We start from the raw sequence: 25,590 nt of genomic DNA on the forward strand, positions 1-25,590 counted from the left end.
GTCGCGGCGCGGGCGTCGGAACGGGAGCGCGGCTGATGGCCGAAGGCGGGGACCTGGGCTTTGTGCATCTTCGGGTGCGGTCGGCCTATTCCCTGCTGGAAGGGGCGATCAAGGCCGACGCCATCGGCAAGCTGGCCGCGGCGGCCGACATGCCGGCGGTGGGCATAGGCGACCGGGCCAACCTGTTCGCGGCCCTGGAATTCTCCAGCTACACCAAGGACGCGGGCGTGCAGCCGATCGTCGGCTGCGCCCTGCCGGTGACGGGTATCGGCGACCGGGCCCCCGACAAGTGGGCGCGCATCCCCACGGTGATGCTGCTGGCCCAGAACCAGGCCGGCTATCTGAACCTGATGGCCCTGACCTCGGCCGCCTTTCTGGAGATCGGCCCTACCGACGACCCGGGGGTGGCCTGGAGCAAGATCGCCGAGCACGCCGAGGGCCTGCTCCTCCTGTCCGGCGGGCCGGACGGGCCGATCGATCCCCTGTTCGCGCTGGGCCGGGCGGCCGAGGCCAAGACGGCGCTGGCCGAGATGCATCGGGTGTTCGGCGAGCGCTTCTACGTCGAGCTGCAGCGCCACGGCCAGCCGCGCGAGGCCCTGGCCGAGCCGGGCCTGGTGGCCTGGGCCTATGACCAGGACGTCCCCCTGGTCGCGACCAACGACGTCTATTTCGCCACCCCCGACATGCACGAGGCGCACGACGCGCTCTTGTGCATCTCCGACGGGGTGTTCGTCGGCCAGGAAGAGCGGCGGCGGATCACCGGCGAGCACTATTTCAAGTCCTCGGCCCAGATGCGCGCCCTGTTCGCCGACCTGCCCGAGGCCTGCGACAACACCCTGGACATCGCCCGCCGCTGCGCCTTCCTGGTCAAGAAGATCGACCCGATCTTGCCGCGGTTCGACACCGGCGCCGGCCGGTCGGAGGCCGAGGAGCTGGCCCACCAGGCGCGTGAGGGCTTGGCCGCCCGCCTGGCCGTGCATCCGCTATCGGCCCCGCGCGAGGCCTATGACGAGCGGCTGGAGCGGGAGATCGGGGTCATCACCCAGATGGGGTTCCCCGGCTACTTCCTGATCGTGTCGGACTTCATCAAGTGGGCCAAGACCCACGGCATCCCGGTGGGGCCTGGCCGCGGTTCGGGCGCCGGCTCGCTGGTGGCCTGGGCCCTGACCATCACCGACCTGGACCCCCTGCGCTTCGGCCTGCTGTTCGAGCGCTTTTTGAACCCCGAGCGGGTGTCCATGCCCGACTTCGACATCGACTTCTGCCAGGAGCGGCGGGAGGAGGTGATCAGCTACGTCCAGCGCAAGTACGGCGACGACCGGGTGGCGCAGATCATCACCTTCGGCACCCTTCAGGCCCGGGCTGTGCTGCGCGACGTCGGCCGGGTGATGCAGCTGCCGCTGGGCATGGTCGACCGCCTGGCCAAGATGGTGCCGAACAACCCAGCCAACCCGACCACCCTGGCCAAGGCCATCGAGATCGAGCCACGCCTGAAACAGGCCCGCGACGAGGACGACAACGTCCGCCACCTCCTGGAAGTCGCCCTGCGCCTGGAAGGCCTCTACCGCAACGCCTCGACCCACGCCGCCGGCGTGGTGATCGGCGACCGGCCCCTGACCGAGCTGGTGCCGCTCTATCGTGACCCGCGCTCCGAGCTGCCGGCCACCCAGTTCAACATGAAGTGGGTCGAGAGCGCCGGCCTGGTGAAGTTCGACTTCCTGGGCCTGAAGACCCTGACCGTGCTCGACCGGGCGGTGAAGCACCTGGCGCGGCGCGGGGTGTCCCTGCACCTGGACCAGCTGCCCTTCGACGATGCGCCCACCTACGAGCTGATGACCCAGGGCCAGACCGTGGGCGTGTTCCAGCTGGAAGGGCAGGGGATGCGCGACACCCTGCGCAAGCTGCGCCCCGGCTCGATCGAGGACATCACCGCCCTGATCTCGCTCTACCGCCCGGGGCCGATGGACAACATCGACGCCTTCGTGGACTGCAAGTTCGGGCGCAAGCCGATGGACACCCTGCACCCCTCGCTGGAGCCGGTGCTGAAGGAGACCTACGGCATCATCGTCTACCAGGAACAGGTGATGCAGATCGCCCAGATCCTGGCCGGCTATTCCCTCGGCGAAGCCGACCTTTTGCGCCGCGCCATGGGCAAGAAGAAGAAGGAGGAGATGGACCAGCAGAAGGTGCGGTTCGTCTCCGGGGCCAAGGAAAAGAACGTCCCCGAAAAGCAGTCGGGCTCGATCTTCGACCTGGTGGCCAAGTTCGCCGGCTACGGCTTCAACAAGAGCCACGCCGCCGCCTACGCCCTGGTCGCCTACCAGACCGGCTGGCTGAAGGCCAACTGCCCGGTCGAGTTCTTCGCCGCCTCGATGAGCCTCGACATCTCCAACACCGACAAGCTGGCGGTGTTCTACCAGGACGCCCGCCGCGGCGGGGTCACCATTCGCGCGCCCGACGTCAACCGCTCGGGCGCCGACTTCGAGGTCGAGGAGGGCGAGGTGCTCTACGCCCTGGGCGCGGTGCGCAACGTGGGCCTTGAGGCCATGAAGCACCTGGTGGCCGTGCGCGAGGAGGGCGGGCGCTTCCGCGACCTGTTCGATTTCGTCGAGCGGGTCGATCCACGCCAGGTCAACAAGCGGGCGATCGAGAACCTGGCCCGGGCCGGCGCCTTCGACAGCCTGCACCCGAACAGGGCCCAGATCGTCGACAACGCCGACGCCCTGATCGCCTATGGCCAGAGCATGGCCGCCGAGCGCGCCTCGTCCCAGACCTCCCTGTTCGGCGGCGAGCAGGTCGAGGCCGGCCGCCCGCGCCTGATGGCCCGCGAGCCCTGGACCGCCACCGAGCAGCTGGACGAGGAACTTGCCGCGGTCGGCTTCTACCTGACCGGCCACCCCCTGGAAGGCATGCTGGAGATGCTGCGCCGCAAGCGCACCACGCTTCTCACCGACGCCCTGGTCCAGGCCGAGGCCGGGTCCGAGGCCTTCCGCATGGCCGGCGTCGTGCGCCGCCGCCAGGAGCGCGCCTCGGCCAAGAGCGGGGAGAAGTTCGCCTTCGTCACCCTCTCCGACCCCACCGGCGAATACGAGGTGCTTTTCCCGCCCGAATCCCTGCGCCGCTGCCGCGAGGCGCTGGAACCGGGCCGGTCGGTCTCGGTGCGGGTGCGGGCCAAGTCCTCCGACGGCGAGGTGCGCTTCTTCGGCGACGACGCCGAGCCCCTAGACAAGGCTATCGAGAACATCCAGGCCAGCTTGCGCGTCTATCTCTCCTCCGCCTCGGCCGACATGGAGGCGCTGAAGAAGCGCCTGCAGCCTGTCGGCGGCGGCGGGCCCAGCGGCCCCAGCGGGGAGGTGGTGCTGATCGCTGGCATGGGCGCCGGCCGCGAGGTCGAGATCAAGCTGCCCGGCCGCTTCATGCTCGACTCCGCCGTCCGCGGCGCGCTGAAGACCGCGCCGGGGGTGAGCTATCTGGAGGAGGCGTAGGCCGTTACTACCGGTCCCCGGATAGCGCCTTGAGGATCTCGGCCTCGCCGCAGACGCCCAGCAGCCGGCCGTTCTCGACCAGCAGCACGGGATGGCGGTTGGCCTCGCAGATCTTGATGATGGCGCTGAGCGGCAGGCCGGCTTCGGCCAGGATCATGCTGTCGGGGCGGATCGGGCCGCCCTGGGGCTCGTGGCGCAACAGCACCCGCTCCTCGCCCTCGACGTGGCAGGCGAGGGGGTGGCGGTCGGCGTCGAGCTCGAGGCGATAGCGGCGGCGGCTGTCGAGCCACACCCCGCCGGCCTCGGCTTCCAGGTCGTCAACGCCGCGCATGACCGTGGCGCCGGTCAGGACCGACAACGGATTCATGTGCCGCACGAACTGGGCGACATAGTCGTTGGCCGGCCTGAGCACGATGTCCTGGGCGTCACCCGTCTGGACGATGCGGCCGCCTTCCATGATGGTGATCTGGTCGCCGAGCTTCAGCGCCTCGTCCAGGTCGTGGCTGACGAAGATGATGGTCTTCTGCACGCTCTCCTGCAGGCTGATCAGCTCGTCCTGCAGTCGGCTCCTGATCAGCGGATCGAGGGCCGAGAACGGCTCGTCCATCAGGAGGATGTCGGCGTCGGTGGCGAAGGCCCTGGCCAGGCCCACGCGCTGCTGCATGCCGCCACTGAGTTCCTGGGTCTTGCGGTCGGCCCATTCGGCCAGGCCCACCAGCTCCAGCTTCTCGTCGACGATCCTGCGCCGCTGGGCCTTGTCCATGCCCTGGAATTCCAGGCCCAGGCCGACATTGTCGCGCACGGTGCGCCAGGGCAGCAGGGCGAACTGCTGGAACACCATGGCGATCGACTTGCGGCGCACTTCGCGCAAGGTCGGCGCGTCGCAACTGGCCACATCGACCACGCCGCCCTGGTGGCGAACCAGCACCTGGCCGCGGGTGACGCTGTTCAGGCCGTTGGCGGCGCGCAGCAGGGTGGACTTGCCTGAGCCGGAAAGACCCATCAGCACCGAGATCTCCCCGGCCCTGACGGTCAGGTTGGCGCCGGCGACGCCCAGAACCACCCCGGTCTCAGCGGCGATCTGGCTGCGGGTGGAGCCGGCCTCCATCAGCGAGATGGCCTTGGCCATGGCCGGGTCGCGCGCGCCCTTGCCGGCCTTGCCGAACAAGATGTCGACCTCTTTGAACTCGACCGCGGTGGTCACGTCGCCGGCTTCCTGGCGAGGGGGCTCATCGGTGAGGGCCGCCGCGTGAACGTTCATCAGACCCCTTTCAGCGCCAGGTTCTCGGGATCATAGGGCGAATCCGGGATCACTGTCGCGCGGTGTCGTTCCCCGAGGATGCTGATCTCGAGTTCTGTGCCGATCTCGGCCAGATCCGGCCGCACCATGGCCAGGGCCAGCGACTTGTTCACCCGCCAGCCATAGCCGCCCGAGGTGGCGCGGCCGACCAGCGCCTCGCCCAGATAGATCGGCTCGGAACCGCGCGCGTCGGCGTCGGTGACGCCATGCACTTCCAGGGTGACCGCCTTGTTGGCGAAGCCGCGCGCCTTCCAGGCGGCGAGGGCGTCCTTGCCGTGGAAGGTCTGCTTCTTCATGGCGATGAAGCGGCCGAGGCCGGATTCCAGCGCTGCGTATTCGATCGAAAGCTCGCGCGGGATCAGCTTGTAGGTCTTTTCCAGGCGCATGGAGTCCATGGCGCGGATGCCGAAGGGCTTAAGGTCGAATTCGGCGCCGGCCTCGAACAGCTTGTCGAAGATGTAGTTCTGCATCTCGATCGGGTGGTGCAGCTCCCAGCCCAGCTCGCCGACGAAGTTGACGCGCAGGGCCTTGGTGTGGGCCGCGCCGATGTCGATGTCCTTGCCGGTCAGCCAGGGGAAGGCCTCATTCGACAAGTCGGCGTCGGTGACCTTGGCCAACAGCTCGCGTGAGCGCGGGCCGGCCAGGACCAGCACGCCATATTGCGTGGTGATCTTCTCGATCCGCACCGAGCCGTCGGTCGGCATCGCCTTGAGCAGGTAGTCGTAGTCGTGCCGCTCCAGGGCGCCAGCCGAGACCAGGTAGAAGCTCTGCGGCGCCTCGCGATAGACGGTAAACTCGGCCCGCACCCCGCCCTTGGCGGTAAGCAGGTAGGTCAGGCTGACCTTGCCGACGTCCTTGGGGATGCGGTTGGTGAAGAGGTTGTCCAGCCACGCCTCGGCGCCCGGCCCCGAGACCTGGAACTTGGCGAAGGCCGACATGTCCAAAAGGCCGACCTTTTCGTGCACATGCCGGCACTCGGCGCCCACATGCTCGAAATAGTTGGAGCGGCGGAAGCTCCACTTTTCGCGGATCGGATCGCCTTCCTTGGCGGGTTCGGGGTGGTTCTCGTTCAGGATCACGTCCGGCTTGTCGAGGTCGGCCTCGGTCAGGGCGTAGCCGGCGGGGGCGAACCAGTTGGGCCGCTCCCAGCCAAACACCGAGCCGAACACCGCGCCGAGGGCCTTCATGCGGTCATAGCAAGGGGTGCGGCGCAGGGGCCGCGCACCCGTGCGCTCCTCGTCCGGATAGTGGACGGTGAAGACCTTGGCGTAGGCCTCTTCGTTCTTTTGGCGGAGGTAGCCTTTGGAGGCGTAGTCCCCGAACCGGCGCGGATCGACACCCATCATGTCGATGGTCGGCTCGCCCTCGACGATCCAGTGGGCCAACTGCCAGCCGGCGCCGCCGGCGGCGGTGACGCCGAAGCTGTGGCCCTCGTTGAGCCAGAAGTTCTTCAGCCCGTTCCAGGCCGGGCCGACGATCGGGCTGCCGTCGGGGGTGTAGGCGATGGCGCCGTTGAAGATCTTCTTGATGCCGACCTCGGCGAAGGCCGGCACGCGGGCGATGGCCGCCTCGATGTGCGGGGCCAGGCGGTCCAGGTCCTCCTGGAACAGCTCGTATTCCGATTGCGGGTCCGGCCCATCAACATAGCAGCAGGGCGCGCCGACCTCGTAGGGGCCGAGCAAGAGACCGCCGGCCTCCTCGCGCATGTAGTAGGAGGCGTCGCTCTCGCGCAGCACGCCCATTTCCGGCAGGCCGGCCGCCTTGCGCGCCTGGATCGCCGGGTGGGCCTCGGTGACGATGTACTGGTGCTCGACCGGGATCACCGGCACGTCGAGGCCGACCATGGCCCCGGTGCGGCGGGCGAAGTTGCCGGTGGCCGAGACCACGTGTTCGCAGGTGATGTCGCCCTTGTCGGTCGAGACCACCCACTCGCCGTTCGGCTTCTGGGTGACGCCCGTGACGGTGGTCTGGCGATGGATGGTGGCGCCGCGGCTGCGGGCCCCGCGGGCCAGGGCCTGGGTCAGGTCGGCCGGCTGGATGTAGCCGTCGTCGGGATGCTGGATGGCGCCGATCAGGTCGTCGGTCTCGCAGAGCGGCCAGATCTCCTTGACCTGCTCTGGGGTGAGGAAGCGAACGTCGACGCCGATCGTCTTGGCCACCCCGGCATAGTACTTGTATTCGTCCATCCGGTCAGGGGTGCGGGCTAGGCGGATGTTGCTGACGCGGGAGAAGCCGACGTTCAGCTCGGTCTCGGCTTCGAGCGTGGGATAGAAGCCGACCGAATACTTGTGCATCTGGCCGACGGAATAGCTCATGTTGAACAGGGGCAAGAGGCCCGCGGCGTGCCAGGTGGAGCCCGAGGTCAGCTCCTTGCGCTCGATCAGCACGCAGTCGCTCCAGCCGAGCTTGGCCAGGTGATAGAGGGTGCTGACCCCGACGACCCCGCCGCCGATCACCACCACGCGCGCATGCGAATTCATGAACCGTTCCCGACGGAAGTCTTCCGCCGCAGGGGATCTACGGCGCCTGGAACGATAGGTCCGGGGCGTGTGCTGTCGAGAGAATGTTTACGCCGCTGGATTGGAACGATTGCGACGCGTTTTCGTCGCTCGCGTTCAAGAACCGCAGCGCCGGGCTGAAACCGGCGCTGCGGCTTCCGGCCTGGTTCAGAGGCCCTGCCAGAGCGCGGCTTCCACGGTCTCGGTCACGAACAGGCCCCGGTCCTGGGCGATCTTGAGCATACCCTGGTATTCGGAGTCTTCGAGGAGGGCGTGCGAAGCCTTTTCCCACTGGGCGAGGCTGTCGTAGCGGGTCACCCAGACGATGTCCTGGGTGCCGGCCAGGCGCGTAGCGACATCGGTATGGATCCCGGTGCGCTTCTCGACCAATTGCGCCACCTGCTTGGCCCATTGTGCGGGTTCGCTGCCAGCCTTGGCTGAACGGGCGCGGATAGAATACATAATCATGGTCGTCTCCTGTCGCTCTATGGCGTCGGCCATTATCCAGGCGAGCAAAAGCACTTGCGGCGCTTGCGCCGGAAACGTCCTTGCGACCCTCGGAGACTCGATTGCGAACGAAAACCAAGTCGTTCGAAATTGCGCGGAGCGCTAATTTTACATAACTTTACTCGAAAGGGCGCCAATGCACGCGTTATCCGAGAGCATGGACCTGAATTTTCAAGCCGACGCTTGCTGAATACAGTCTGCACCCTGGCCGTAGAGATTCATAGCCGAATCGAAGCTTTGCTTTCGAAAGCTCTGGCGCGGCCAAAAAGCCGCGCCAGAATGCCAGGGCCTACTTCAGGATCAGCTCGCGGGTGATGATGTCGCCACGCTGGGTGCGAATGGTTTCCCGGTCGACAGCGGCCTTGGCCGAGGCGGTGACGGAGCCGAACTCCTTCTTGGCCATGGCGTCGAAGTCATCGAGCGGAACGTCGAACGCCGCCATATTCTTGTACTCGACCATCAGGAACAGGTCGGGCTCGTTGTCGCGTTGGTCCTGGACGGTCAGCACCTTGTAGTCGAGCACCACGCCCTTGGCCTTCAACGCCTCCTGGCGGGCCTTCCACACCGTGGCGACGAAACGCATGTAGTCGTCGAAATGACCGGGCTTGGTCTGGATGGCGGCGACGTCCCAGACCGGGCCGTTGTCGTAGGGGCGCGCCGCGTCCTGGGCCGACGCGGCCATGGGCGCCGCGAGCAGGGCGGCCGAAGCGAGCAAGCCAGTGAGAACGATCTTCATGTCCGGATCTCCGGTTTTCCGCGCCCCGGTCGCCGCCGACATGGCGGACTTGTCCCCCTTTGGACGCGGCGGGAGCTTCCGCCTGGCGCGCGGCAGCACAACTGGACATTTTTGATCGAACGGCGTTCGGCGAAGTTTCGCCGGCGTTCAGGGCGCGTGGAGCGGGGGCGGCGCTTCGGGTTCGTGCGCCGGCGGCGGCATGGCCAGAGGCGGATCAGCCCGCTGCTCGAGGGTGGCGAGTGCCGATTTCGCCGCGCAGATGATGAAACCCATCAGCCGGGTGGCGAACACCAGACGCAAGGGCGCCGCCGCCGGCGCCTGGAACAGGATCGCCCCGTCCGCTTCGCGGCGCACCCAGCCCTGGCGCTCGAAGTCGTCCAGCATCCTCATGATGTGGGCGCGCGAGACCCTCAGCTGGCGTGCGACGTGGGCGACGGACAGCCGGGCCGGCCCCCTGGGCGGGAAATGACCGTCGAAGGGCGCCGAGGTCAGCAGCATGTGGGTGAGCTGCGCGCCTGCATGGCGATGATAGAGCAGCCGGATGATGGGGGCCTCGGTGTCGGCGCGGCTGCTTGAAAGGAAGAAGCCGACGCCCTGGTGCCGCAGCCAGACCTCGAGCACGGCGTCGTCTTCCAGCGCGATGGCCACCGGCGCCGTCGCCGGCTCGATCAGGCTGGCGGCCTCCAGGGCCTGCTGCAACTGGATGCGGAACGCCCTCATCAGCGCGGGGGTGGCCGCATAGCGGCGAGCCTCTCCGCGTTGCGAGGGGACCGGGCGGACAAAGCCCAGGAACTGCAGGTAGAGCAGCATGGCGCGAGCCCGCCCCGGGCTGAGCAGCCCGCTAGCCGCGCACAGCTCCTTCAGCCGTGGCAGGGTCAGGCCGCCTGTGAGGTGCAGATAGGCGGCCCATACTCCCGACACGTAGCGGCCAAGGTCCTTGGCCAGGCCGTCGAAGGTCGCGTCGTGCTCCGCGGCGGCGATCATGCGCAGGGAAAGCTCGCGGCATGCCGCCGCGAAGTTCGGGTGGGCGAACACCCAGGCGTAGCGGTCATCCGGGATCCGGTCGTCGATATCCCAGGCTCTCAGCGCCCGGATGTGCCCCGGCTCCGGCAACCCCGCCTCCAATGCGCTTGGGCGACCCTCGCGTTCTGACGGGGCGCCGACGTCGCGAAACTAGGGAAACTGCGGCGCAGTCTTATGTCACGCCGAGCGCGCCGCAAGCGCAATCTCTACGGTCGCCTTCAGTGCGCGCCACGCTCCGTACGCGGACGGGTCATGCGGTCGAGGATGATGGCCAGCAGCACGATGGCGAAGCCGGCTTCGAAGCCCATGCCCACCTGCACCGTATTCAGCGCCCGAACCACCGGCACGCCCAGGCCGCCGGCGCCGACCAGGGCGGCGATCACCACCATGGACAGGCTCAGCATGATGCACTGGGTGATCCCGGCGATGATGGTCGGCATGGCGCTGGGCAGCTCGACCTTGAACAGCAGCTGGGCCTTGGTGGCGCCGAACGCCTCGCCGGCCTCGATCAGCGGCCGGGGGGTCGAGGAGACCCCGAGATGGGTCAGGCGCACCGGGGCGGGCAGGGCGAAGATCACCGTCGAGATCAGGCCCGGCACCACGCCCAGGCCGAACAGCACCAGGGTCGGGATCAGATAGACGAAGGTCGGCAGGGTCTGCATCAGGTCCAGCACCGGGTGCATGGCGTTGTAGAGCCAGGGCCGGTGCGCGGCGGCGACGCCCAGCGGCACCCCGATCAGGGTCGAGATCAGGGCGGAGAAAAGGACCAGCGACAGGGTCTCCAGCATGGCGTCCCAATAGCCCTGGTTCATGATCAGGAGCAGGGCGAGGGCGACGAAGACGGAGAGCGGGATCGAGCGCTGCAGGCCCCAGGCGAGGGCGGTCAGGGCCAGGATCAGGATCAGTGGCGGGACGTGCTTGAGCAGACCGGTCAGCCCGTCGACGGCGCCGTGCACGCCGCCGGAGATGGCGTCGAACACCCCGGCGCCATGGGCCTTGATCACCTCGACCAGGTCCGCCATCGCCGGCCCGATCGGGATCTTGTGCCCGGTGACCCAGGCGGCCAGGCCGCCGTGCGAGATCGGTCCCGCGGCGCCCAGCGCCTCCAGAGCCGGCCGGCCATCGAAGGTGGTCACGCCTGAGACCCATCCCTTCAGGATCTCGGGATGCGCGGCGAGCCAGGCGACAGCGACGGCCTTGGGGTCCTGATGCCTGTCGGAGATGTCGCTCATCATCGCGTCTTCCTGAGCGACGGTGAACTGCAGGTTCTGCAGCAGGCGGCCGACATTGGGGCACTGGCGCAGATAGCCCGCGCGGACATTGGTGAACACCTGGGCCCCGCCGTAGTTCGGGCCGAAGGTGGAATCGCCGCCGGTCAGATAGCGCAGGTCGAAGCGCTGGTTCATGGGATGCGGCTCCCAGGCCAGGAACACGATCGGCTGCTTGTCGCGCACCGCCCGTTCGACCTGGGACAGCATGCCCTGCTCGCTGGACTCGACCAGCTTGAAGGAGCCCAGCCCGTCGGTGTTGCTCTTGATCAGGTCCAGGATGTGGTGGTTGCCGTCATTGCCGGGCTCGATGCCGTAGATCGAATTGTTCAGCTGCGGGGCGAAGCGGCGGATGTCGGAGAAATCGTGCAGGCCGGCGGCGTAGGTATAGGCCGGGACGGCCAGGGTGTATTTGGCGCCGTTGAGGTTGGCCCGCACCACCTCGACTGACCCGTCCTTGACGAAGGGGCCGCGGTCGGGCGCCTGGGACGGCATCCAGTTGCCCATGAAGACGTCGATGTCCTTGTTCTTCATGGCGGCGTAGGTGACCGGCACCGACAGCACGACGATCTTGGGCTGATAGCCCAGGTCCTCGAGGATGACGCTGGTCAGGGCGGTGGTGGCGGTGACGTCGGTCCAGCCGATGTCGGCCAGGCGCACCGCCTGGCACTGGGCGCCATCGGCGCGCGCGGCGCCGGCCATGGCCAGCAGCAGGCCGAACGCCAGGAACAGACGGTGCAGGAACGCCGGTCGCTTCATCGAGCGTCTTCTCCCATCCTGCTAAACGAGGATTCAATCTCTACACTGACGCGGGGCGCTCGCATTCGCAAGGCGCCAATTCACTGACCACGAAGCCCGAGATATTCCTGCGCGGCGCCCTGAATTTGCACGCATCGAGCCGTGAGCACTTGCATTGAATCGTCGTTCAAACGGCTTCGCCGCCCGGCCCGTTCGCCAAACCGGCTTTTCGCAGGGCTGTTGATCCAGGTTAGCCGCCGGCAGGCATCCAGGCCAGTTCGGGCTAACCTGCGTCAATACCCCTCTCCATCCCGAAAGTAATTGAAACGGGTCTCGATCAGAAGCCTGTCGTCTTGGCGTCCGGCCGTTCAATGCAAGGGGATTGACTGTGAAGAATAGCCTTTATCTGGCGGCCGGAGCAGCCGCGTTGTTCGTCTGCACCGCGGCCTATGCGGACGACTATACGCCCAGCAAGGCCGGCAGTTGGATCGTCGATCTGCGTGGTACAGGGGTGCTGCCGGCCAATACTGACGCTATCAAGACCGCCGCCGGCGCGGACACGGGCCTGAAGACCCATATCAGCGATTCCTACGTGCCGACCCTCGGGATCACCTATTTCATCACCGATCACATCTCGACCGAGCTTGTCCTTGGGACGAGCCATCACAAGATCAAGGCCGTCGGCCCGGGGGTCGACCTCGAGGTGCGCGACGCCTGGGTGCTGCCGCCGATCTTGACCGTGCAATACCGCCCGGCGCCCGCTTCGCGCCTGAACCCATACCTGGGCGCCGGCCTGAACTACATGTGGTTCTACGCCGGCTCCGGAAAGAACGGCTTCTCGGTCAAGGTGCCCAACGGCGTGGGCTATGCCGTGCAGGGCGGCGCCGACATCGCGCTGAAGGGCCCCTGGACGCTGAACGTCGACGTCAAGAAGGTGTTCTTCGAGACCGACGCCAAGGTCAACGGCGGGGCCCTCTATTCCCACGTCCACCTGGATCCGATCGTCGCCTCGGTCGGGATCGGGCGAAAGTTCTGACGGCGCGTCGCTGAACGGCGCCCCGCCCTGGGGCGCCGCGCTTCGCAATTGATCTGGGTCAAGGGCGAGTCGCTCGGCAAGGGCGAGCTTGTCGGCATGACCCAGACCGAACCGTTGCTCGCCCATACCTCGAACTGCGTCTATTGCGCGGCCAGGCCGCTCGGCGTCTGCGGCGCGCTCGGCGACGGCGAAGCCTTCCGCGAGCTTCGCGATTCCCGCCGGGCGGTGCGCATCCTCGACGCCGGCCTGCCGATCTATCGCCAGGGCGATCCGTCCGGCGACCTGTTCAACCTCGTCACCGGCTGGGTCGTGCAATACCAGGACCTGGAGGACGGCCGTCGCCAGATTCTGCGTTTCCTGGTCCCAGGGGCCCTGTTCGGCTACGAGCCGACCGGGGTGAAGGGCATGTGCCACGGGGCCGAGGCCCTGACCAACGCCAGCCTCTGTGTCGTGCCCGCCGCGCGGATGACCGAGCTGCGTCACAGGCATCCGGCGTTCAACGAGCGGTTCGTGTGGATGCTGGAGCGGGACAGCCATCTGGCCTTTGACCATATGATGTCGCTGGGCCAACGCGACGCGCGCGAGCGGGTCGCGCATCTCCTGCTGGAGTTGGCCGTACGCTCGACCGGGCGGTTGCCCGCGGCGCGGGGTGAGGTGTTCAAGATCCCGCTGAACCAGCCCCTGATCGCTGAAGCCACCGGGCTGACCTCGATCCATGTCAACCGCATGCTGCGCAAGCTGCGGGAGGACGATATCCTCGATTTCCACCACGGGCGGCTGACTGTGTTCGACCCCGAAAGGCTGGTGGAGCTGGCCGGAGTTTCGGAGGCCATGCTGGCGCTTTGGAGCCGTGCGTCCCAACCGATGGACGAGGCGCTGAGCGCCTGATCAGGCGGCGATGAGCGCAGCCGGGCCGGCGCCCTTCCGTACACGGCCGAGGCCCCGGCGGGGCGCGCCGGAGATTTCCCGCCAGGCTCCCAGGTCCATCACCAGAAGGTCCGCGCCGCAGGCCGCAGCCGCTTCGAGCGCGGCGCGGGCGGCGCTGGCCGTGCATCGGCGGATCATCACCGGCATCAGGCCCTGGGCGCTCAGGTGCTGCTCCAGGGCGCTGTCGCAAGCGCCCAGGTCGGCGGCGTTGGGGGCGGCCTGCACCACCCACAGCGCATCGGCCGCCTTCAGGATCGGCATGGCGGCGGCCAGCGCGCGCCAAGCCTCTGGACCCTCGCGCCAGGCGACGAGCACACAGCGGCCGATGGTCTTGCTGGCGTTTGGCGGCAGGACCAGAACCGGCCGGCCGCTGGCCGTCGCCAGGCGGCAGTGGCCGAGGTCCGTGGCGGCCGCGTCAGCGCCGGATGGATCGAGTGGGGCGATGATCAGGTCGGCCGCCCGCGCCCGCTCCAAAAAGTCGCTCTGGCCGTCGCCGGAAAGCTGTGTCCAGTCGGCGTCGGCGCCCTGGTGCGACGCGGCTTCGAAGAACGACTTGCGCGCCACGACGTCGCGTCTGGACCGGCCGGCGGGCGCGGCGACATAGAGGCCGTGCAGCCTGGCGTCCAGCCGCCTGGCCAATTCAGCCGCGACGGCGATGCGGCCCGTTTCGCGCGCCGCCGACCCGACCGGGATGACGATGTCCGCATAGCCCATGGCCAAGTTCGTTGTCCTCCGGCCGCGAGCGCTCGAACCCGCGACCTGGACATGGTCGGTTCATGCGGCCCTTGGCGGCTTGACCTAGATCAGCGGCCGGGCTCGGCCGGCTTCACGCCTCGGCGGCGAGGTCGGCCGATCTCAAGGCCGCGCGAGGCCGGGTGCGGGCGAGGGCCCAGGCTTCGGCCAGGTCCACCGCCCGGGAAAGACCGATGCCGATCAGGCAGCAGAGCGCGATGGCCGGCAGGGCGAGGGCCAGCGGAATGCGGCCGTGCAGCGCGGACCTCAGGGCGTGAACCACCATGCCGTGGGACAGGTAGATGTAGAGGCTTGCCGCCGCCGTCATCGAGACGACCTGGGTCAGCTTCCACCCCAGGGTGACCCGGCGCACGAACAGCAACAGGGTCAGGGCCGCCAGGGTCACCGGCGCGGCGAACTCGATCCCGGGGCGTTCGAAGGCGAACAGGGCGCCGGCGCCCAGGGCCAGCAAAAGAAGCCTGCGGCCCGTCGTTCGCGCCTGGGGGATCGCCCAGCCGAAGGCGAACAGGTAGCCCAGGGTGAAGGGCGTGTGGTCGAAGAAGACAGGAAGGCTCATGTTGAGCCGCGCCACCGAGCCTGCGATCAGGGTGACCAGGACAAGTCCGAGCGCAAAGGGCCAGGGGTGTTTGGCCCCGAGCCGCCTGAGGCCGGGCGCCAGCATCATCAGGCTGGCGGCCAGGATCAGCCAGACATAGGTCTCGATGTACCAGAACACCGTGGTCCGCAGCGGGTCGGGCGTCGCCGCCGAGGCGCTGAAATTGCTCACCAGCAGGTATTGCGGCAGGAACACGCCGTGCTGCAGCACGAAATAGGCGCTGATGATCAGGAAGTAGGGCGCCAGCACCTTGACCAGCAGCGGCTCCAGCACCGACCAGAGCTGGCCCTGGGCCAGTTTCGGAACCTGGAAACGGGAGAAGTTCATGCCGGCGATCAGCAGCAGGCTGTAGGCGCCGCCGCCGACGGCGCTGTTGGTCACGTGGTGCATGACCACCATGACGATCGCCACGGCGCGGGCCAGCACGTCGGAATCGATCGCCATCCGCCGCTGAGGCCAGGATTGCGAGGCGCCTTCCAGCTCGGCCAGGCTCATGGTCTCCCAGTTTTCCGGGCAGCGGCCGAGGTGCTCTTCCAGCACCAGCCAGGCGCGGACATAGTTCAGCGAGTCTCCGCCCAGGCTGATGAAGCTGTCTTCGTCGCGGACCTGGCGCACGCCGAGCACGGCCGCCAGGGCTGGGCGTAGGCCGCCGGTCCGCGCCTGCGCGGCTTCGCCCGCATCCCGCGCCTGGCGCAGGATGGCGGCATAGTCGGTCTTGCCGGAGGACAGGCGCGGGATCGTCGGCAGGGCCAGGACCAGGAACGCCGCCTTTGGCAGGTGCAACTGGTTCAGCAAGAGGTCGGTGGCGGCCTGGGTGTCGCTCGCGGCGCAGGCCACGGCCAGGCCTTCGTCGTCGGCGGCGACCGCGGCGGCCAGGCCGGCTTGGGCCAGGCGGGCCTCGATCTCGTCCAGGCTGATGCGCAGGCCGAACACCTTGGAGATGCGGCTGAGGCGCCCGGTGATCTGGAAATAGCCGGCGTCGTTGACGCGGGCGATGTCGCCGGTGCGCAATTCGGCCGTCTCCGCCCCGCGGGTCAGGTCGGCGCGCCCTTCGGCGTAGCCCATCATCACGTTGGGCCCGGCATAGACCAGTTCGCCCTGCTCGCCGTCGCCGATCGGCTCTATGCGCAGCCGTCCGCCCGGCACGGCGCGGCCGATGCAGTCCGGATGGCGCTCGATGTCTTCGGCCGGCACATAGGCGATCCGGGGCGCGGCCTCGGTCTGGCCGTACATGACGAAGAAGCGCTTGCCGGCCTTGCGGAGCTGGGTGGCCCAGGCGAGCACCTGGTCGGCCGGCAGCCGCCCGCCGGCCTGGGTCACATAGCGCAGGCTGGGGTGGGCGGCGGGCTCGAAGCCCGAGCCGCGCAGAAGGTCGAAAATGTGCGGCACGCCGGCGAAGCTGGACGCGCCGTCGCGATCCAGGATCTGGGCGAAGGCCGGATCGGTGACCGAGCCGTCGAACAGGGCCAGCCGGGCGCCGGCCAGCAGGTGCGAGTGGATCACCGACAGGCCGTAGGAATAGGCCGGGGGCAGGGTGGTGATCGCCGTCTCGTCGGGGCCGATGCCCAGATAGTCGATGATCGAGCGGGCGTTGGCCGCCAGGTTGCCGTGCGACAGCCGCACCAGCTTGGGCGAACCGGTCGAGCCCGAGGTGGACAGCAGGACCGCGAGGTCGGGGTGCAGCTCGGTCGCCGCCTCGGCCGCCGGCTTCTGGGTCCAGGCGCCGGCCCGGAACACGGCCTCCGGGCGGAAGGTGCGGACGATCGGGGCCTCGTCACTGGCGCCGCCCGGTGTCGTCAGGATGACGGCGTGGCCTGCACGGATCGCGCCGACATAGGCGGCGAGCGGCGTCAGGCGGTTGGCGATCTCGATCGCCACCAGCCTGCGACGCGCGCCCAGCGGCTCGACGAGGGATGCGGCCCGGGCGAGCAACGCCGCATAGGTGACGGGGCGTCCCTCTTCATCGATGACCGCAATGGCGTCGCCATACTGGTCGAGACAGTCGAATAGCGTCTTCATACCCCCCGGCGCCTTCGATCCGATCCAGGACAACACAAGCCTGCTGCAGGCCAACCCCATGGCCTGCAAGTCCCGGACCAATCCCCTCGACCTATAACCTGAACCATGGCCGCTGGTCTCGGGGAATACGATCCTGGAGATCGCCTACCGGCGGCGGAAGCCTCAGCCGAGCAGCCGCGCGGCCAGGGGCGGCAACTGGGCGAAGGCGTCGATCAGGTGGTCGGCGCCCAGATCCGCGGCCGGGATTTCCGTATAGCCGAAGCTGACCACCACGCTGGGCACCCCGGCGGCCGAGGCCGCGCCGATGTCGGTGGCGCTGTCGCCGATCATCAGGGCCCGCGACGGGACGCCGCCGACGGCGCTAAGGGCGTGCAGCAGGTGGCGGGCGTCGGGCTTGGGCGCGGGGGCCAGGTCGGGCCCGATCACCGCGCCGAAGCGGCCCGTCAGGCCCAGGGCGTCCAGGAGGGCGATGGAGAGATCGGTCGGCTTGTTGGTGCAGACCACCAGCCTGGCGCCGGCGCCGGCCAGGGCGTCCAGGCAGTCCTCGACGCCCTCGAACGCCCGGCTCTCGTCGGCGATGCGCGCGCGGTAGATCTCGATGAAGCGGGCCACCAGGCCCGGCACCACGGGCTCGTCGAGCTGCGCCCCGGCGGCGGAGAAGCCCTGTTCGATCAGCGCCCGGGCGCCGCGGCCGACCATCACCCGGGCGGTGCGCAGGGGCAGAACCGGCAGGCCCTGCTCGTGAAGCACGCCATTCAGGGCGCCCACGAGGTCCGGCGCCGTGTCGACCAGGGTGCCGTCGAGGTCGAAGGCGAGGGCCGCGCCAGCCAGCGAGGTGGTCAAAGTCAAACCCTGGGCTCCATCATGCAATCGATTGCGGTTTCGGTTAAATCCGGATTCCGTGCGCCGAACGAGTCCAAGTTACCGAGGATAAGCCCAGATGACCGCCCAAGCCCGCCCCCGCGCCGCCGTGATCCTCGCCGCCGGCCAAGGCACGCGGATGAAGTCGCCGCTGCACAAGGTGCTGCACCCGGTCGGCGGGCGGACCATGCTGGACTGGGCGATCGACGCCGCTGAGGGGCTGGGGTGCGAGAAGATCGTGGTGGTGGTCGGCGCCCAGGCCGAGGCGGTGTGGCGGCACGTGGAAAAGCGGCTGGGCGCGGGCGGCGTGGCGGTGCAGGACCCGCCGCTGGGCACCGGCCACGCGGTGCTGGCCGCGCGCGAGGCCCTGGCAGGCTTTCCCGGCGATGTGCTGGTCAACTATGCCGATGGTCCCTCGCTCACGGCGGCGGACATCGAGCCCCTGTTCGGCCTGCGCGCGGCCGGGGCCGAGGTGGCGGTGCTGGGCTTTGAGGCGGCAGACCCCAGCGCCTATGGCCGGCTGATCCTGGGCGAAGGCGACCGGCTGATGAAGATCGTCGAGGCCAAGGACGCCAGCGAAGCGGAGCGGGCGGTCAAGGCCTGCAATTCCGGGGTGCTGGCCGCGCCGGCCGGGCGGCTGTTCGAGCTTTTGGCCCAGGTGCGCAACGACAACGCCAAGGGCGAATACTACCTGACCGACGTGGTGGGCCTGGCCAATGCGGCGGGCCTTTCCGTGCGCGCCGCCTTTGCACCTGAAGAGGTGTTCCAGGGGGTCAATTCCCAGGCCGAACTGGCCGCTGCCGAGGCGGCCTTCCAGCGCCGACGCCGGGGCGAGCTGATGGCCGCCGGGGTGACCATGACCGCGCCGGAGACCGTGTTCCTGGCCTGGGACACCCAGATCGCCGCGGGCGCGATGATCGAGCCCAATGTGGTGTTCGCCCCGGGCGTGGTGGTCGAGGGCGGCGCGGTGATCCGCGCCTTCAGCCACCTGGAGGGCTGTATCGTGCGCGCCGGCGCCCTGATCGGCCCCTATGCCCGCCTGCGGCCTGGCGCCGACATCGGCGAGGAGGCGCACATCGGCAACTTCGTCGAGGTGAAGAAGGTCAAGGTGGGGCCAGGGGCCAAGGCCAACCACCTGTCCTATCTGGGCGACGGCAGCGTGGGGGCTAAGGCCAACATCGGGGCCGGGACCATCTTCTGCAACTATGACGGGTTCGACAAGTTCGAGACCCACATCGGTGAGAACGCCTTCATCGGCTCCAACTCCTCGCTGGTGGCGCCGGTGCGGATCGGGGCGGGGGCCTATACCGGCTCTGGCTCGGTGCTCACCCGCGACGTGGCCCCGAACGCCTTGGCCCTGGAGCGGGGGCAGCAGACGGAGAAGGCGGGGTGGGCGGAGCAGTTCCGGGCGCGGAAGCGGGCGGCGAAGGGAAGGTAGGGGCAATCGCGCGCTTCGACTAAGGACGCGCTCCGCCGTTTCAGGCCCGTTCGGAAGATCCACATTTTGGCGATCCCGGAGACGCCGCTGCGAACGGCAACTTGCAGCACGGGAGCCAACGGGAGAGAACGACCCATTGCAGAATTTCGCGCCCGCCAGTACCCCGCACAAGTGCATGGTGGGCTCGGTCGGAGGATCATCGATGGATGTTATGGCGGAGCTGAAGCCAATTGGCTTGCTGTACAGCGGGGGCAATCTGCGGGTTGGACAGCGTCAACTTCAGTCCCTTTGGGCCGCAGTCCCAGAGCCAAAGGCCGACACGCCAAATGCCTACCTCATTGTCGAATATGGCGTGGCATTTTCGCTCAAAGACCACGACCTCGATCAAGCTCAGGAGTGGGCTGACCGAGCACCTTTATTCGCTGCAAAGCGACATGACATGGGGGAGGTGGAGTTCTTGATCGGGAAGGTAGCCTTCGAGCGCGGAGAGATTGAGAGGGCTAGAGAGCAATTCCTGATAGCGCACACCAAGTCCGAGGGCCGGGCGTTCGCAGGCAAAGACGAACGATACAAGCGCCTGATCGGCTGACCCGAGTTCAGGGTCCGGTTTCCACCCATCTTACTCGTTCGGAGAGTCCGCTATCTGGCCATCCGGCTCGCACCGGTGCGAACAGCAGCTTGTGGCGCCTGAGCGAACGGAACAGACCGACCCGTATGAGACATTGCCTGGATTGATTACACGCGTATGTATGCCCGCTCAGGTTCAGAGGGCCAGCCACCCATGCACTCAAAAGTGCCGAGAGTTATAGCGGCATCCGTCGCCCTGGCATGCTGGTTTTGTGTTCAATTCCTTCCACGAGAGGCCCAAGCCATGGAGCCCAGTATTTACGATGGCCTTCGGGCGCAGGCTCTCAATGTTCGCCCGGCCGATCTAGGCGTCAAGCCAAGTGGTGGAAAGGCTGCGGTTTACGGCGTGGTGATGGACATGGGAGTCCCGCAAGGCACAGCGACTCTAGTCGGCTTTGTCTCAGGCGATGCCAGTCTATACCTAAGCACTGGCGGTGCGATGATTGGCGGCGGCGGTCATGCCACGGTGCGCACATCTGCCCAGGATTGGGTCCAAGTTGTACAAGCTCACCTAGCTGCGTTTTCGCCCACTACATCCTTTCCTACGCCTACGGATGAATATGTTCGGTTCTACGTGCTGACCAGCGATGGCGTGCTGACGGCGACTGTGAAGATCGACGCTGTCGATTCCGGTGGCCTTGAACTCTCTCCAGTCTGGTATGCGGGGCAGAGGTTGCTGACGGACCTTCGACAATCTCAGGGCAGGCCCGTCGATTAGAGGGAGCGCTTCTGTCATAAGCCAAAGAGACACGAGTCTCGGGGAATTAGGGGACAGGAGCAATAATCCCTCTCTAGCAAGCGCGGCCAAATAATCTAAGCGCGCGGCGCGGGACACATGCTCCTGTCCCTGAATTCGGAGCGGACGGCGGGGAGGTCTGCTAGGACCACGGTTGCGACATTGCCGCTTCGCGAGATTTAGGGGTATCGATAGTTGATAACATCTTGGGAGGGGAGATGTCTGTTCGAGTTGCTTTTGCTGTAGGGGTTGCGTTTGTTTTAGCGTCTGCTGCTGCCGCTGCGGATGAGGGCGTCATACCAAAGCTCAAAGCCGGAATGTGGACGGAGGTCCAAAGCGTCCATTTTTCGCAGCCCGGGACGGAGAGTTTGAATAAGTCGCTGTCCGCATTGACGAGTTTGTCGAACTCAAATCGCTTTTGCGTCGATGACGCCGTGCAAGACAAGATCGGCATTGTGGGCGCCCCCGCTCCCTCGATGGGCTGCACCCGGCGGAACGTGACCAAATCGAAAGATGGCGTTGTGATTGAATTTGCCTGCCACGGTCAGCAAGGCGCGGGCATCCCGCTGAAGATCGAGGCTCATGGAGATTTCTCGACGACGGTGAAATCCGAGCTCACCGTCGGACGCGGCGCATCAGGAGGCAGTGTGGAGAAGCGGCAATTCCGGTACCTAGGGGCGTGCACGGGGGGATTGAAGCCGGGGGAAATACTCATTTCCGGCATGCCGAAAACGCGAATGGACCTTACCTATCCGCCCCCCGTCAAATAGACAGTGATCCCCTGCGTGGACCAGCCTGCCGCGCTCGCTTACGTCGCAAGGTACTCGGGGCTGATGCCGATCTGGTAGGTCTCCTGGATCCAGTCCGGGGTTTTGGGATCGAGCTTTAGCGCCTGTCCGCGGTCGGCCTTCGAGGCGGCCGCCGATCCGCGCATCGCCTCGAGGAGACCACGGCCGAACAGGGCCGGCGCGCAGTCGGGCGACTTGGCGACGATGGCGTCGAAGTCGCGCGCCGCAGCCTTGGTATCCCCCAGCTTGAGCGCCAGGAAGCCACGGTCGAGGCGGACGGAGGCGTCATCCGGCGTGAGGCCCACCGCCTTGTCGCAGACTTGGCGGCCGTCGGGCCGCCAGCTGCCCTCGGCGATGGTGCGGCAGCGCCAGGCCAAGAGCACGGCGTCCTGCGGCTGCGTCTTCATCTCGGCGTCGATATCGGCCGGCGGCTGCTGGAACTTGCGGACGGCGGCCCGCCAGCCCGTCGTCGCGCGCCAGGCCGCAGGCGAGGCATGGCCGCAAGCCAGCGCCGCCTCGCGGTCGCTGCCGCCGATCGGCCTCCCTGCTGCGCCGGTCAGGTCCTCGCGGCCGGAGAACTTGCCGGCCTGGTCGTATAGAGCGATGACCTCCTGCGCGATGGAGCGGTCGGCGCAGTACACCAGCTCCCTCTTGACGCCGATCGCATAGCGCTGCTCCACGGATGTTGGCGTCTTGCCAACGATCAGCGCCGTCACCTGGTAGGTAGCCTGGCCGGGCTTGAGGTCGCCCACGACGTAGCGCGTGTCGATGTTCGAGGCGCCCGCAAAGGTCAGCCGGCCCTCCGGCAGCGTGGGCGGCGCGGCCTGGGCCTGGGCCGGGACCGACGCCCGGCTGCTCCAATAAAACCATCCGCCGACGCCCAAGGTGATGGCTGCTGCGACCGCAAAGATCGCCGGACCCGAATTCGACCGCTTCTTGGCCATCAAATGCCCCTGCCGCTGCGGCACGCCCGCCGATGCCGCGAACACGCCCGACTCCCTACCGTTCAGGTAGCATGAGCCTACAAGCTTGGCCATAGGACGAAGTACGGATTCGAGGCCGGTAGGGCGCGCCAGCGAGCTGGAGCGAAGGCTCACCCCCGTCAGGCGGCCGATCTCTTCCTCCGCGAGGGGGGGAGGGGTTCGCTTGACGAATCTCCAGAATTATGTTCCTATTTGTCACATATGCATCAGCCCGAACCCTACGACTTCGACGACGCCCGCGCGGCGGACCCTGTGTCCGTGGCGGCGATGGCGCGTGGGGTGGCGGAGCGGCAGGTCGCGTTTCTGGACCGGCTGGCCGAGGCGGGGACGCGGATGGCCGAGGCCCTGGCGCAGAGGACCGTCGAGGAGGCGGCTGGCGGCGGGGATGTCGAGGGGCTAGACCGGGCGTTCCAGAAGGTCACCCGGGCGGTGCGGCTGACGCTGGCCTTGCAGACCAAAGTGATCAAGGACCTGGCGGCGCTGGAGGCTGGGCAGGTTCGCGTCGCTGCGGCGGTTACGCCGGAAGACCCGCTGGATCAGCGCCGGCGGCGGATTGCGCGGATCGTGAACCGGGTAGTGGCCGATGACGAGGCCACGGCCTGGAAGGCCGAGCGGCTCTTTGGGCGGGTCTGGGAGCGGCTGAGCGACGAGGACATCTATGGCGATGTGCTCTCCCAGCCGATCGGCGTGGTGATCGAGATGATCTGCCGGGATCTGGAGATTCCGGTGAACTGGGTGCATCTGGCCCGCGAGGCCTGGGCCGTCGAGGAGATGGCGAGCGGCGATGAAACCTCGCCGTTCGTGGCGCCGGACGGGGCCTATGTGCGGCTGTTCAGGTCGCCGCCTATAGCTGGGGCGCCGTGATTTCCCTTCTCCCTTCCCCAAAACTTCGTCATCCCGGCCGGAGCGCTCGATAGAGCGCGTAGAGCCGGGACCCAGCCGCACCGACCTCGACGCTGCGATCATTGCGCGTCGAGACCGGAACTGCTGGGTCCCGGCTCTCCAGCCCGCTGCGCGGGCTTCCGGCCGGGATGACGGGGTGGGGTGGGATCTGTGAGGGTTGCCCCTGAACCCCCTTACATCCGCTCGATGATCACCGCAGGCGCCATGCCGCCGGCGGCGCAGAGGGTGGCCAGGCCCACGGCCTGGTCGCGGCGCTCGAGTTCGTCCAGCAGGGCGCCGACGATGATCGCGCCGGTGGCTCCGATGGGGTGGCCGAGGGCGATGGCGCCGCCGTTGACGTTGACGATGGCCGGGTCGATGTCGAGGTCGCGCATGAACTTGATCGGCACCACGGCGAAGGCCTCGTTGATTTCGAAGAGGTCGATGTCCTTCAGCGTCATGCCGGCCTTTTTCAGCGCCTTCTTGGCCGCCGGGCCGGGGGCGTTCAGCATCAGCTCGGGGCTGTCGCCGATGGCGGCAACGGCGCGGATGCGGGCGCGGGGCTTCAGCCCATGGGCCTTGGCGTATTCCGGCGAGGCCAGAACCAGGGCGCCGGCGCCGTCCACCACGCCCGAGGAGTTGCCGGCGTGGTGCACGTGATTGACCTTGAGGTCCGGATAGGTGGCCTCGACCAGCCTCTTGAACGACAGGCCTTCCTCGTTCAGCGGAACCGAATACAGGGCCTCGAAGGCCGGCTTCAGCTGGGCCAGGCCCTCCAGCGTGGTCTGGGGCCGGGGATATTCCTCGCGGTCCAGGGCCAGCGAGCCGTCGTCCTTGTAGACCGGGACCAGGCTCTTTTCGAAGCGGCCCTCGGCGATGGCGGCGGCGGCGCGCTGCTGGCTCTCATAGGCCAGCCGGTCCACGTCCTCGCGGGTGATGCCTTCCAGGGTGGCGATGACGTCGCCGCAGACGCCCTGGTGCGGCTGGGGGTGGATTTCGCGCAGGTGCAGGTTGTCGCCGTCCAAGAGGCCGGTGGTGGCGCGGGGCAGGGTGGAGGCGTAGCTCATGCTCTCGACGCCGCCGGCGATGACCAGGTCCTGCTGGCCGGACATGATGCCCATGGCCGCCAGGTTGACCGCGGTCATGCCCGAGCCGCAGAAGCGGTCGAGGGAGAAGCCGCCGGCCTTGATGTCGTAGCCGGCGTCCAGGGCCGCCATGCGGGCGATGCAGGCGCCCTGCTTGCCGCTCTGGCTGCCGCAGCCGGCGATGACGTCGTCGATCTCGGCGGTGTTCAGGTTGTTGCGCTGGGCCAGGGCCTTGAGCACGGTCGACAGGATCCGCTGGGGGTGGACGTCCGAGAGGGCGCCCTTGCCCACCTTGCCGACGCCGCGCGGCGTGCGGGCCGCATCGATGATCCAGGCTTCCGTCATGGTCGTGTTTCCTCTGCTGGCGCCGCCGGCGTTCCCGGGCCGGGCGGCTCGCGATGGGGGAGACTTCGCGTTCGCCGGCATATGCCACGGCCTGCCCTAGGGTCCGTCAAGCGGCGCCTTTTTCGGACCGTTGACGGAGGGGCGGGGGCTTCGCCGGGCGAGAGCCTGCGCCTAGGCTGCTGGGCAGGAAACATCAGGGATGACGGCGGCATGAGCGTTCAGGAACGGTTCGACCTTTCGGGCAAGACGGCCCTGGTGACCGGCGGCAGCCGGGGGCTGGGCCTGCAGATGGTGCTGGCCTTCGCCGAGGCCGGCGCCGACGTGGTGATCGCCAGCCGCAAGCTGGAGGCCTGCGAGGAAGCGGCGGCCGCGGTCAGGGCGCTGGGCCGCAAGGCCCTGCCGGTCGCCTGCCACGTCGGCCACTGGGGCGATGTGGAGCGGCTGGTCGAGACGGCCTATGCCGAGATGGGGCGGATCGACATCCTGGTGAACAACGCCGGCATGTCGCCCTTGGCGCCGTCCTCGGCCGAGACCAGCGAGGCCTTGTTCGACAAGGTGCTGGAGGTCAATTTCAAGGGGCCGTTCCGCCTGGCGGCCCTGGTCGGCGAGCGCATGGTGCAGGGCGGCGGCGGGGCGATCATCAACATCTCCTCCTCCGGCGCGATCCGGCCACAGCCGCGGTTCCTGCCCTATGCCGGGGCCAAGGCGGCGTTGAACGTGATGACCGAGGGCTTCGCCAAGGAGTTCGGGCCGAGCGTGCGGGTCAACTGCATCATGGCCGGGCCGTTCCTGACCGACATCTCCAAGGCCTGGGACGAGGCCTCGCGCGAGACCGCGCCCAATGCGCTGGGCCGGCCGGGGCGGCCGGAGGAGATCGTCACGGCGGCCCTCTACCTGGCCAGCCCGCAGTCGAGCTTCACCACCGGCTCGGTGATCCGGGTCGACGGCGGCATGGCCTGA

The 25,590-nt window shown here is 67.9% G+C and carries 20 protein-coding genes; 9 read left to right on the forward strand and 11 right to left on the reverse strand.

All coding sequences use genetic code 11. The features are described 5' to 3' along the window. Positions 1–35 precede the first annotated feature (35 nt). A complete protein-coding gene (gene dnaE, locus KCG34_RS01965; protein ID WP_211938727.1) occupies positions 36–3,485 on the forward strand; it encodes a DNA polymerase III subunit alpha in 3,450 nt (1,149 codons plus the stop codon). A 7-nt stretch (positions 3,486–3,492) separates the two neighbouring features. Here the strand turns inward: dnaE and choV are convergent, their stop codons facing one another. The 6 genes from choV to choW form a co-directional block, all read right to left on the reverse strand. Further along, positions 3,493–4,746, reverse strand: coding sequence for a choline ABC transporter ATP-binding protein (gene choV / locus KCG34_RS01970; protein WP_211938728.1), 1,254 nt, complete (start codon positions 4,744–4,746; stop codon positions 3,493–3,495). Further along, positions 4,746–7,265: a GcvT family protein gene (locus KCG34_RS01975; RefSeq protein ID WP_211938729.1), complete on the reverse strand. Its 2,520-nt coding sequence runs from the start codon at positions 7,263–7,265 to the stop codon at positions 4,746–4,748. Before KCG34_RS01975 ends, choV begins: the two co-directional genes overlap by 1 nt. A gap of 186 nt (positions 7,266–7,451) precedes the next feature. Continuing rightward, on the reverse strand, positions 7,452–7,751 hold the full coding sequence (locus KCG34_RS01980; RefSeq protein ID WP_211938730.1) for a hypothetical protein: 300 nt from the start codon (positions 7,749–7,751) through the stop codon (positions 7,452–7,454). A 328-nt stretch (positions 7,752–8,079) separates the two neighbouring features. Next, positions 8,080–8,526, reverse strand: a complete 447-nt coding sequence (locus tag KCG34_RS01985) for a hypothetical protein (RefSeq protein WP_211938731.1) — start codon at positions 8,524–8,526, stop codon at positions 8,080–8,082. A 147-nt stretch (positions 8,527–8,673) separates the two neighbouring features. Beyond that, positions 8,674–9,639, reverse strand: a complete 966-nt coding sequence (locus KCG34_RS01990) for a MarR family transcriptional regulator (protein ID WP_211938732.1) — start codon at positions 9,637–9,639, stop codon at positions 8,674–8,676. Between the two features lie 128 nt (positions 9,640–9,767). Then, entirely contained in the window at positions 9,768–11,576 is a 1,809-nt protein-coding gene (choW, locus tag KCG34_RS01995; RefSeq protein ID WP_211938733.1) for a choline ABC transporter permease subunit, read from the reverse strand. Positions 11,577–11,943: 367 nt separating this feature from the next. Here choW and KCG34_RS02000 point away from each other — a divergent pair, with 367 nt between their 5' ends. Together KCG34_RS02000 and KCG34_RS02005 are read left to right on the forward strand one after the other, a co-directional pair. Further along, on the forward strand, positions 11,944–12,591 hold the full coding sequence (locus KCG34_RS02000) for an OmpW/AlkL family protein (RefSeq protein ID WP_211938734.1): 648 nt from the start codon (positions 11,944–11,946) through the stop codon (positions 12,589–12,591). Between the two features lie 48 nt (positions 12,592–12,639). Beyond that, the gene (locus KCG34_RS02005; RefSeq protein WP_211938735.1) at positions 12,640–13,479 is read left to right on the forward strand and encodes a Crp/Fnr family transcriptional regulator; all 840 of its coding nucleotides are present in this window, start codon (positions 12,640–12,642) and stop codon (positions 13,477–13,479) included. Here KCG34_RS02005 and KCG34_RS02010 read toward each other — a convergent pair whose 3' ends face one another. The 3 genes from KCG34_RS02010 to KCG34_RS02020 form a co-directional block, all read right to left on the reverse strand. Further along, the gene (locus KCG34_RS02010) at positions 13,480–14,232 is read right to left on the reverse strand and encodes a hypothetical protein (RefSeq protein WP_211938736.1); all 753 of its coding nucleotides are present in this window, start codon (positions 14,230–14,232) and stop codon (positions 13,480–13,482) included. A gap of 112 nt (positions 14,233–14,344) precedes the next feature. Next, a complete protein-coding gene (locus KCG34_RS02015; RefSeq protein WP_211938737.1) occupies positions 14,345–16,885 on the reverse strand; it encodes an AMP-binding protein in 2,541 nt (846 codons plus the stop codon). Positions 16,886–17,047: 162 nt separating this feature from the next. Further along, positions 17,048–17,734: an HAD-IA family hydrolase gene (locus KCG34_RS02020; protein WP_211938738.1), complete on the reverse strand. Its 687-nt coding sequence runs from the start codon at positions 17,732–17,734 to the stop codon at positions 17,048–17,050. A 91-nt stretch (positions 17,735–17,825) separates the two neighbouring features. On the opposite strand from KCG34_RS02020, the gene glmU reads away from it, so the two are divergent. The 4 genes from glmU to KCG34_RS02040 all read left to right on the forward strand — a co-directional run bounded on the left by glmU (position 17,826) and on the right by KCG34_RS02040 (position 21,317). Next, on the forward strand, positions 17,826–19,184 hold the full coding sequence (gene glmU, locus KCG34_RS02025) for a bifunctional UDP-N-acetylglucosamine diphosphorylase/glucosamine-1-phosphate N-acetyltransferase GlmU (RefSeq protein ID WP_211938739.1): 1,359 nt from the start codon (positions 17,826–17,828) through the stop codon (positions 19,182–19,184). 202 nt (positions 19,185–19,386) lie between these two features. After that, positions 19,387–19,773 carry a hypothetical protein gene (locus tag KCG34_RS02030; protein ID WP_211938740.1) on the forward strand — a complete coding sequence of 129 codons (387 nt, stop codon included), beginning with the start codon at positions 19,387–19,389 and terminating at the stop codon, positions 19,771–19,773. A gap of 282 nt (positions 19,774–20,055) precedes the next feature. Next, entirely contained in the window at positions 20,056–20,529 is a 474-nt protein-coding gene (locus tag KCG34_RS02035) for a hypothetical protein (protein ID WP_211938741.1), read from the forward strand. A gap of 236 nt (positions 20,530–20,765) precedes the next feature. Then, on the forward strand, positions 20,766–21,317 hold the full coding sequence (locus tag KCG34_RS02040; protein WP_211938742.1) for a DUF3617 family protein: 552 nt from the start codon (positions 20,766–20,768) through the stop codon (positions 21,315–21,317). Positions 21,318–21,355: 38 nt separating this feature from the next. Here KCG34_RS02040 and KCG34_RS02045 read toward each other — a convergent pair whose 3' ends face one another. Beyond that, the gene (locus tag KCG34_RS02045) at positions 21,356–22,279 is read right to left on the reverse strand and encodes a tetratricopeptide repeat protein (protein WP_211938743.1); all 924 of its coding nucleotides are present in this window, start codon (positions 22,277–22,279) and stop codon (positions 21,356–21,358) included. Between the two features lie 240 nt (positions 22,280–22,519). Here KCG34_RS02045 and KCG34_RS02050 point away from each other — a divergent pair, with 240 nt between their 5' ends. Further along, positions 22,520–23,182 (forward strand): hypothetical protein, encoded by a 663-nt coding sequence (locus KCG34_RS02050; RefSeq protein WP_211938744.1) that lies wholly within the window; start codon positions 22,520–22,522, stop codon positions 23,180–23,182. Between the two features lie 212 nt (positions 23,183–23,394). Here the strand turns inward: KCG34_RS02050 and KCG34_RS02055 are convergent, their stop codons facing one another. Next, positions 23,395–24,630 carry an acetyl-CoA C-acetyltransferase gene (locus KCG34_RS02055; protein WP_211938745.1) on the reverse strand — a complete coding sequence of 412 codons (1,236 nt, stop codon included), beginning with the start codon at positions 24,628–24,630 and terminating at the stop codon, positions 23,395–23,397. 210 nt (positions 24,631–24,840) lie between these two features. Between KCG34_RS02055 and KCG34_RS02060 the strand changes: the two genes are divergently transcribed. Then, the gene (locus KCG34_RS02060) at positions 24,841–25,590 is read left to right on the forward strand and encodes an SDR family NAD(P)-dependent oxidoreductase (protein ID WP_211938746.1); all 750 of its coding nucleotides are present in this window, start codon (positions 24,841–24,843) and stop codon (positions 25,588–25,590) included.

The organism is Phenylobacterium montanum, from assembly GCF_018135625.1.
Lineage (GTDB): Bacteria > Pseudomonadota > Alphaproteobacteria > Caulobacterales > Caulobacteraceae > Poindextera > Poindextera montana.

Coding starts and splice junctions, on each gene's coding strand:
- KCG34_RS02060 (WP_211938746.1), top strand. CDS start 24,841: ATGAGCGTTCAGGAACGGTTCGACCTTTCGGGCAAGACGGCCCTGGTG.
- KCG34_RS02050 (WP_211938744.1), top strand. CDS start 22,520: ATGCATCAGCCCGAACCCTACGACTTCGACGACGCCCGCGCGGCGGAC.
- KCG34_RS01980 (WP_211938730.1), bottom strand. CDS start 7,751: ATGATTATGTATTCTATCCGCGCCCGTTCAGCCAAGGCTGGCAGCGAA.
- choV (WP_211938728.1), bottom strand. CDS start 4,746: ATGAACGTTCACGCGGCGGCCCTCACCGATGAGCCCCCTCGCCAGGAA.
- KCG34_RS02040 (WP_211938742.1), top strand. CDS start 20,766: ATGTCTGTTCGAGTTGCTTTTGCTGTAGGGGTTGCGTTTGTTTTAGCG.
- KCG34_RS02015 (WP_211938737.1), bottom strand. CDS start 16,885: ATGAAGACGCTATTCGACTGTCTCGACCAGTATGGCGACGCCATTGCG.
- KCG34_RS02035 (WP_211938741.1), top strand. CDS start 20,056: ATGGAGCCCAGTATTTACGATGGCCTTCGGGCGCAGGCTCTCAATGTT.
- KCG34_RS01975 (WP_211938729.1), bottom strand. CDS start 7,265: ATGAATTCGCATGCGCGCGTGGTGGTGATCGGCGGCGGGGTCGTCGGG.
- KCG34_RS02030 (WP_211938740.1), top strand. CDS start 19,387: ATGGATGTTATGGCGGAGCTGAAGCCAATTGGCTTGCTGTACAGCGGG.
- glmU (WP_211938739.1), top strand. CDS start 17,826: ATGACCGCCCAAGCCCGCCCCCGCGCCGCCGTGATCCTCGCCGCCGGC.
- KCG34_RS02045 (WP_211938743.1), bottom strand. CDS start 22,279: ATGGCCAAGAAGCGGTCGAATTCGGGTCCGGCGATCTTTGCGGTCGCA.
- KCG34_RS02010 (WP_211938736.1), bottom strand. CDS start 14,232: ATGGGCTATGCGGACATCGTCATCCCGGTCGGGTCGGCGGCGCGCGAA.
- choW (WP_211938733.1), bottom strand. CDS start 11,576: ATGAAGCGACCGGCGTTCCTGCACCGTCTGTTCCTGGCGTTCGGCCTG.
- dnaE (WP_211938727.1), top strand. CDS start 36: ATGGCCGAAGGCGGGGACCTGGGCTTTGTGCATCTTCGGGTGCGGTCG.
- KCG34_RS01985 (WP_211938731.1), bottom strand. CDS start 8,526: ATGAAGATCGTTCTCACTGGCTTGCTCGCTTCGGCCGCCCTGCTCGCG.
- KCG34_RS02055 (WP_211938745.1), bottom strand. CDS start 24,630: ATGACGGAAGCCTGGATCATCGATGCGGCCCGCACGCCGCGCGGCGTC.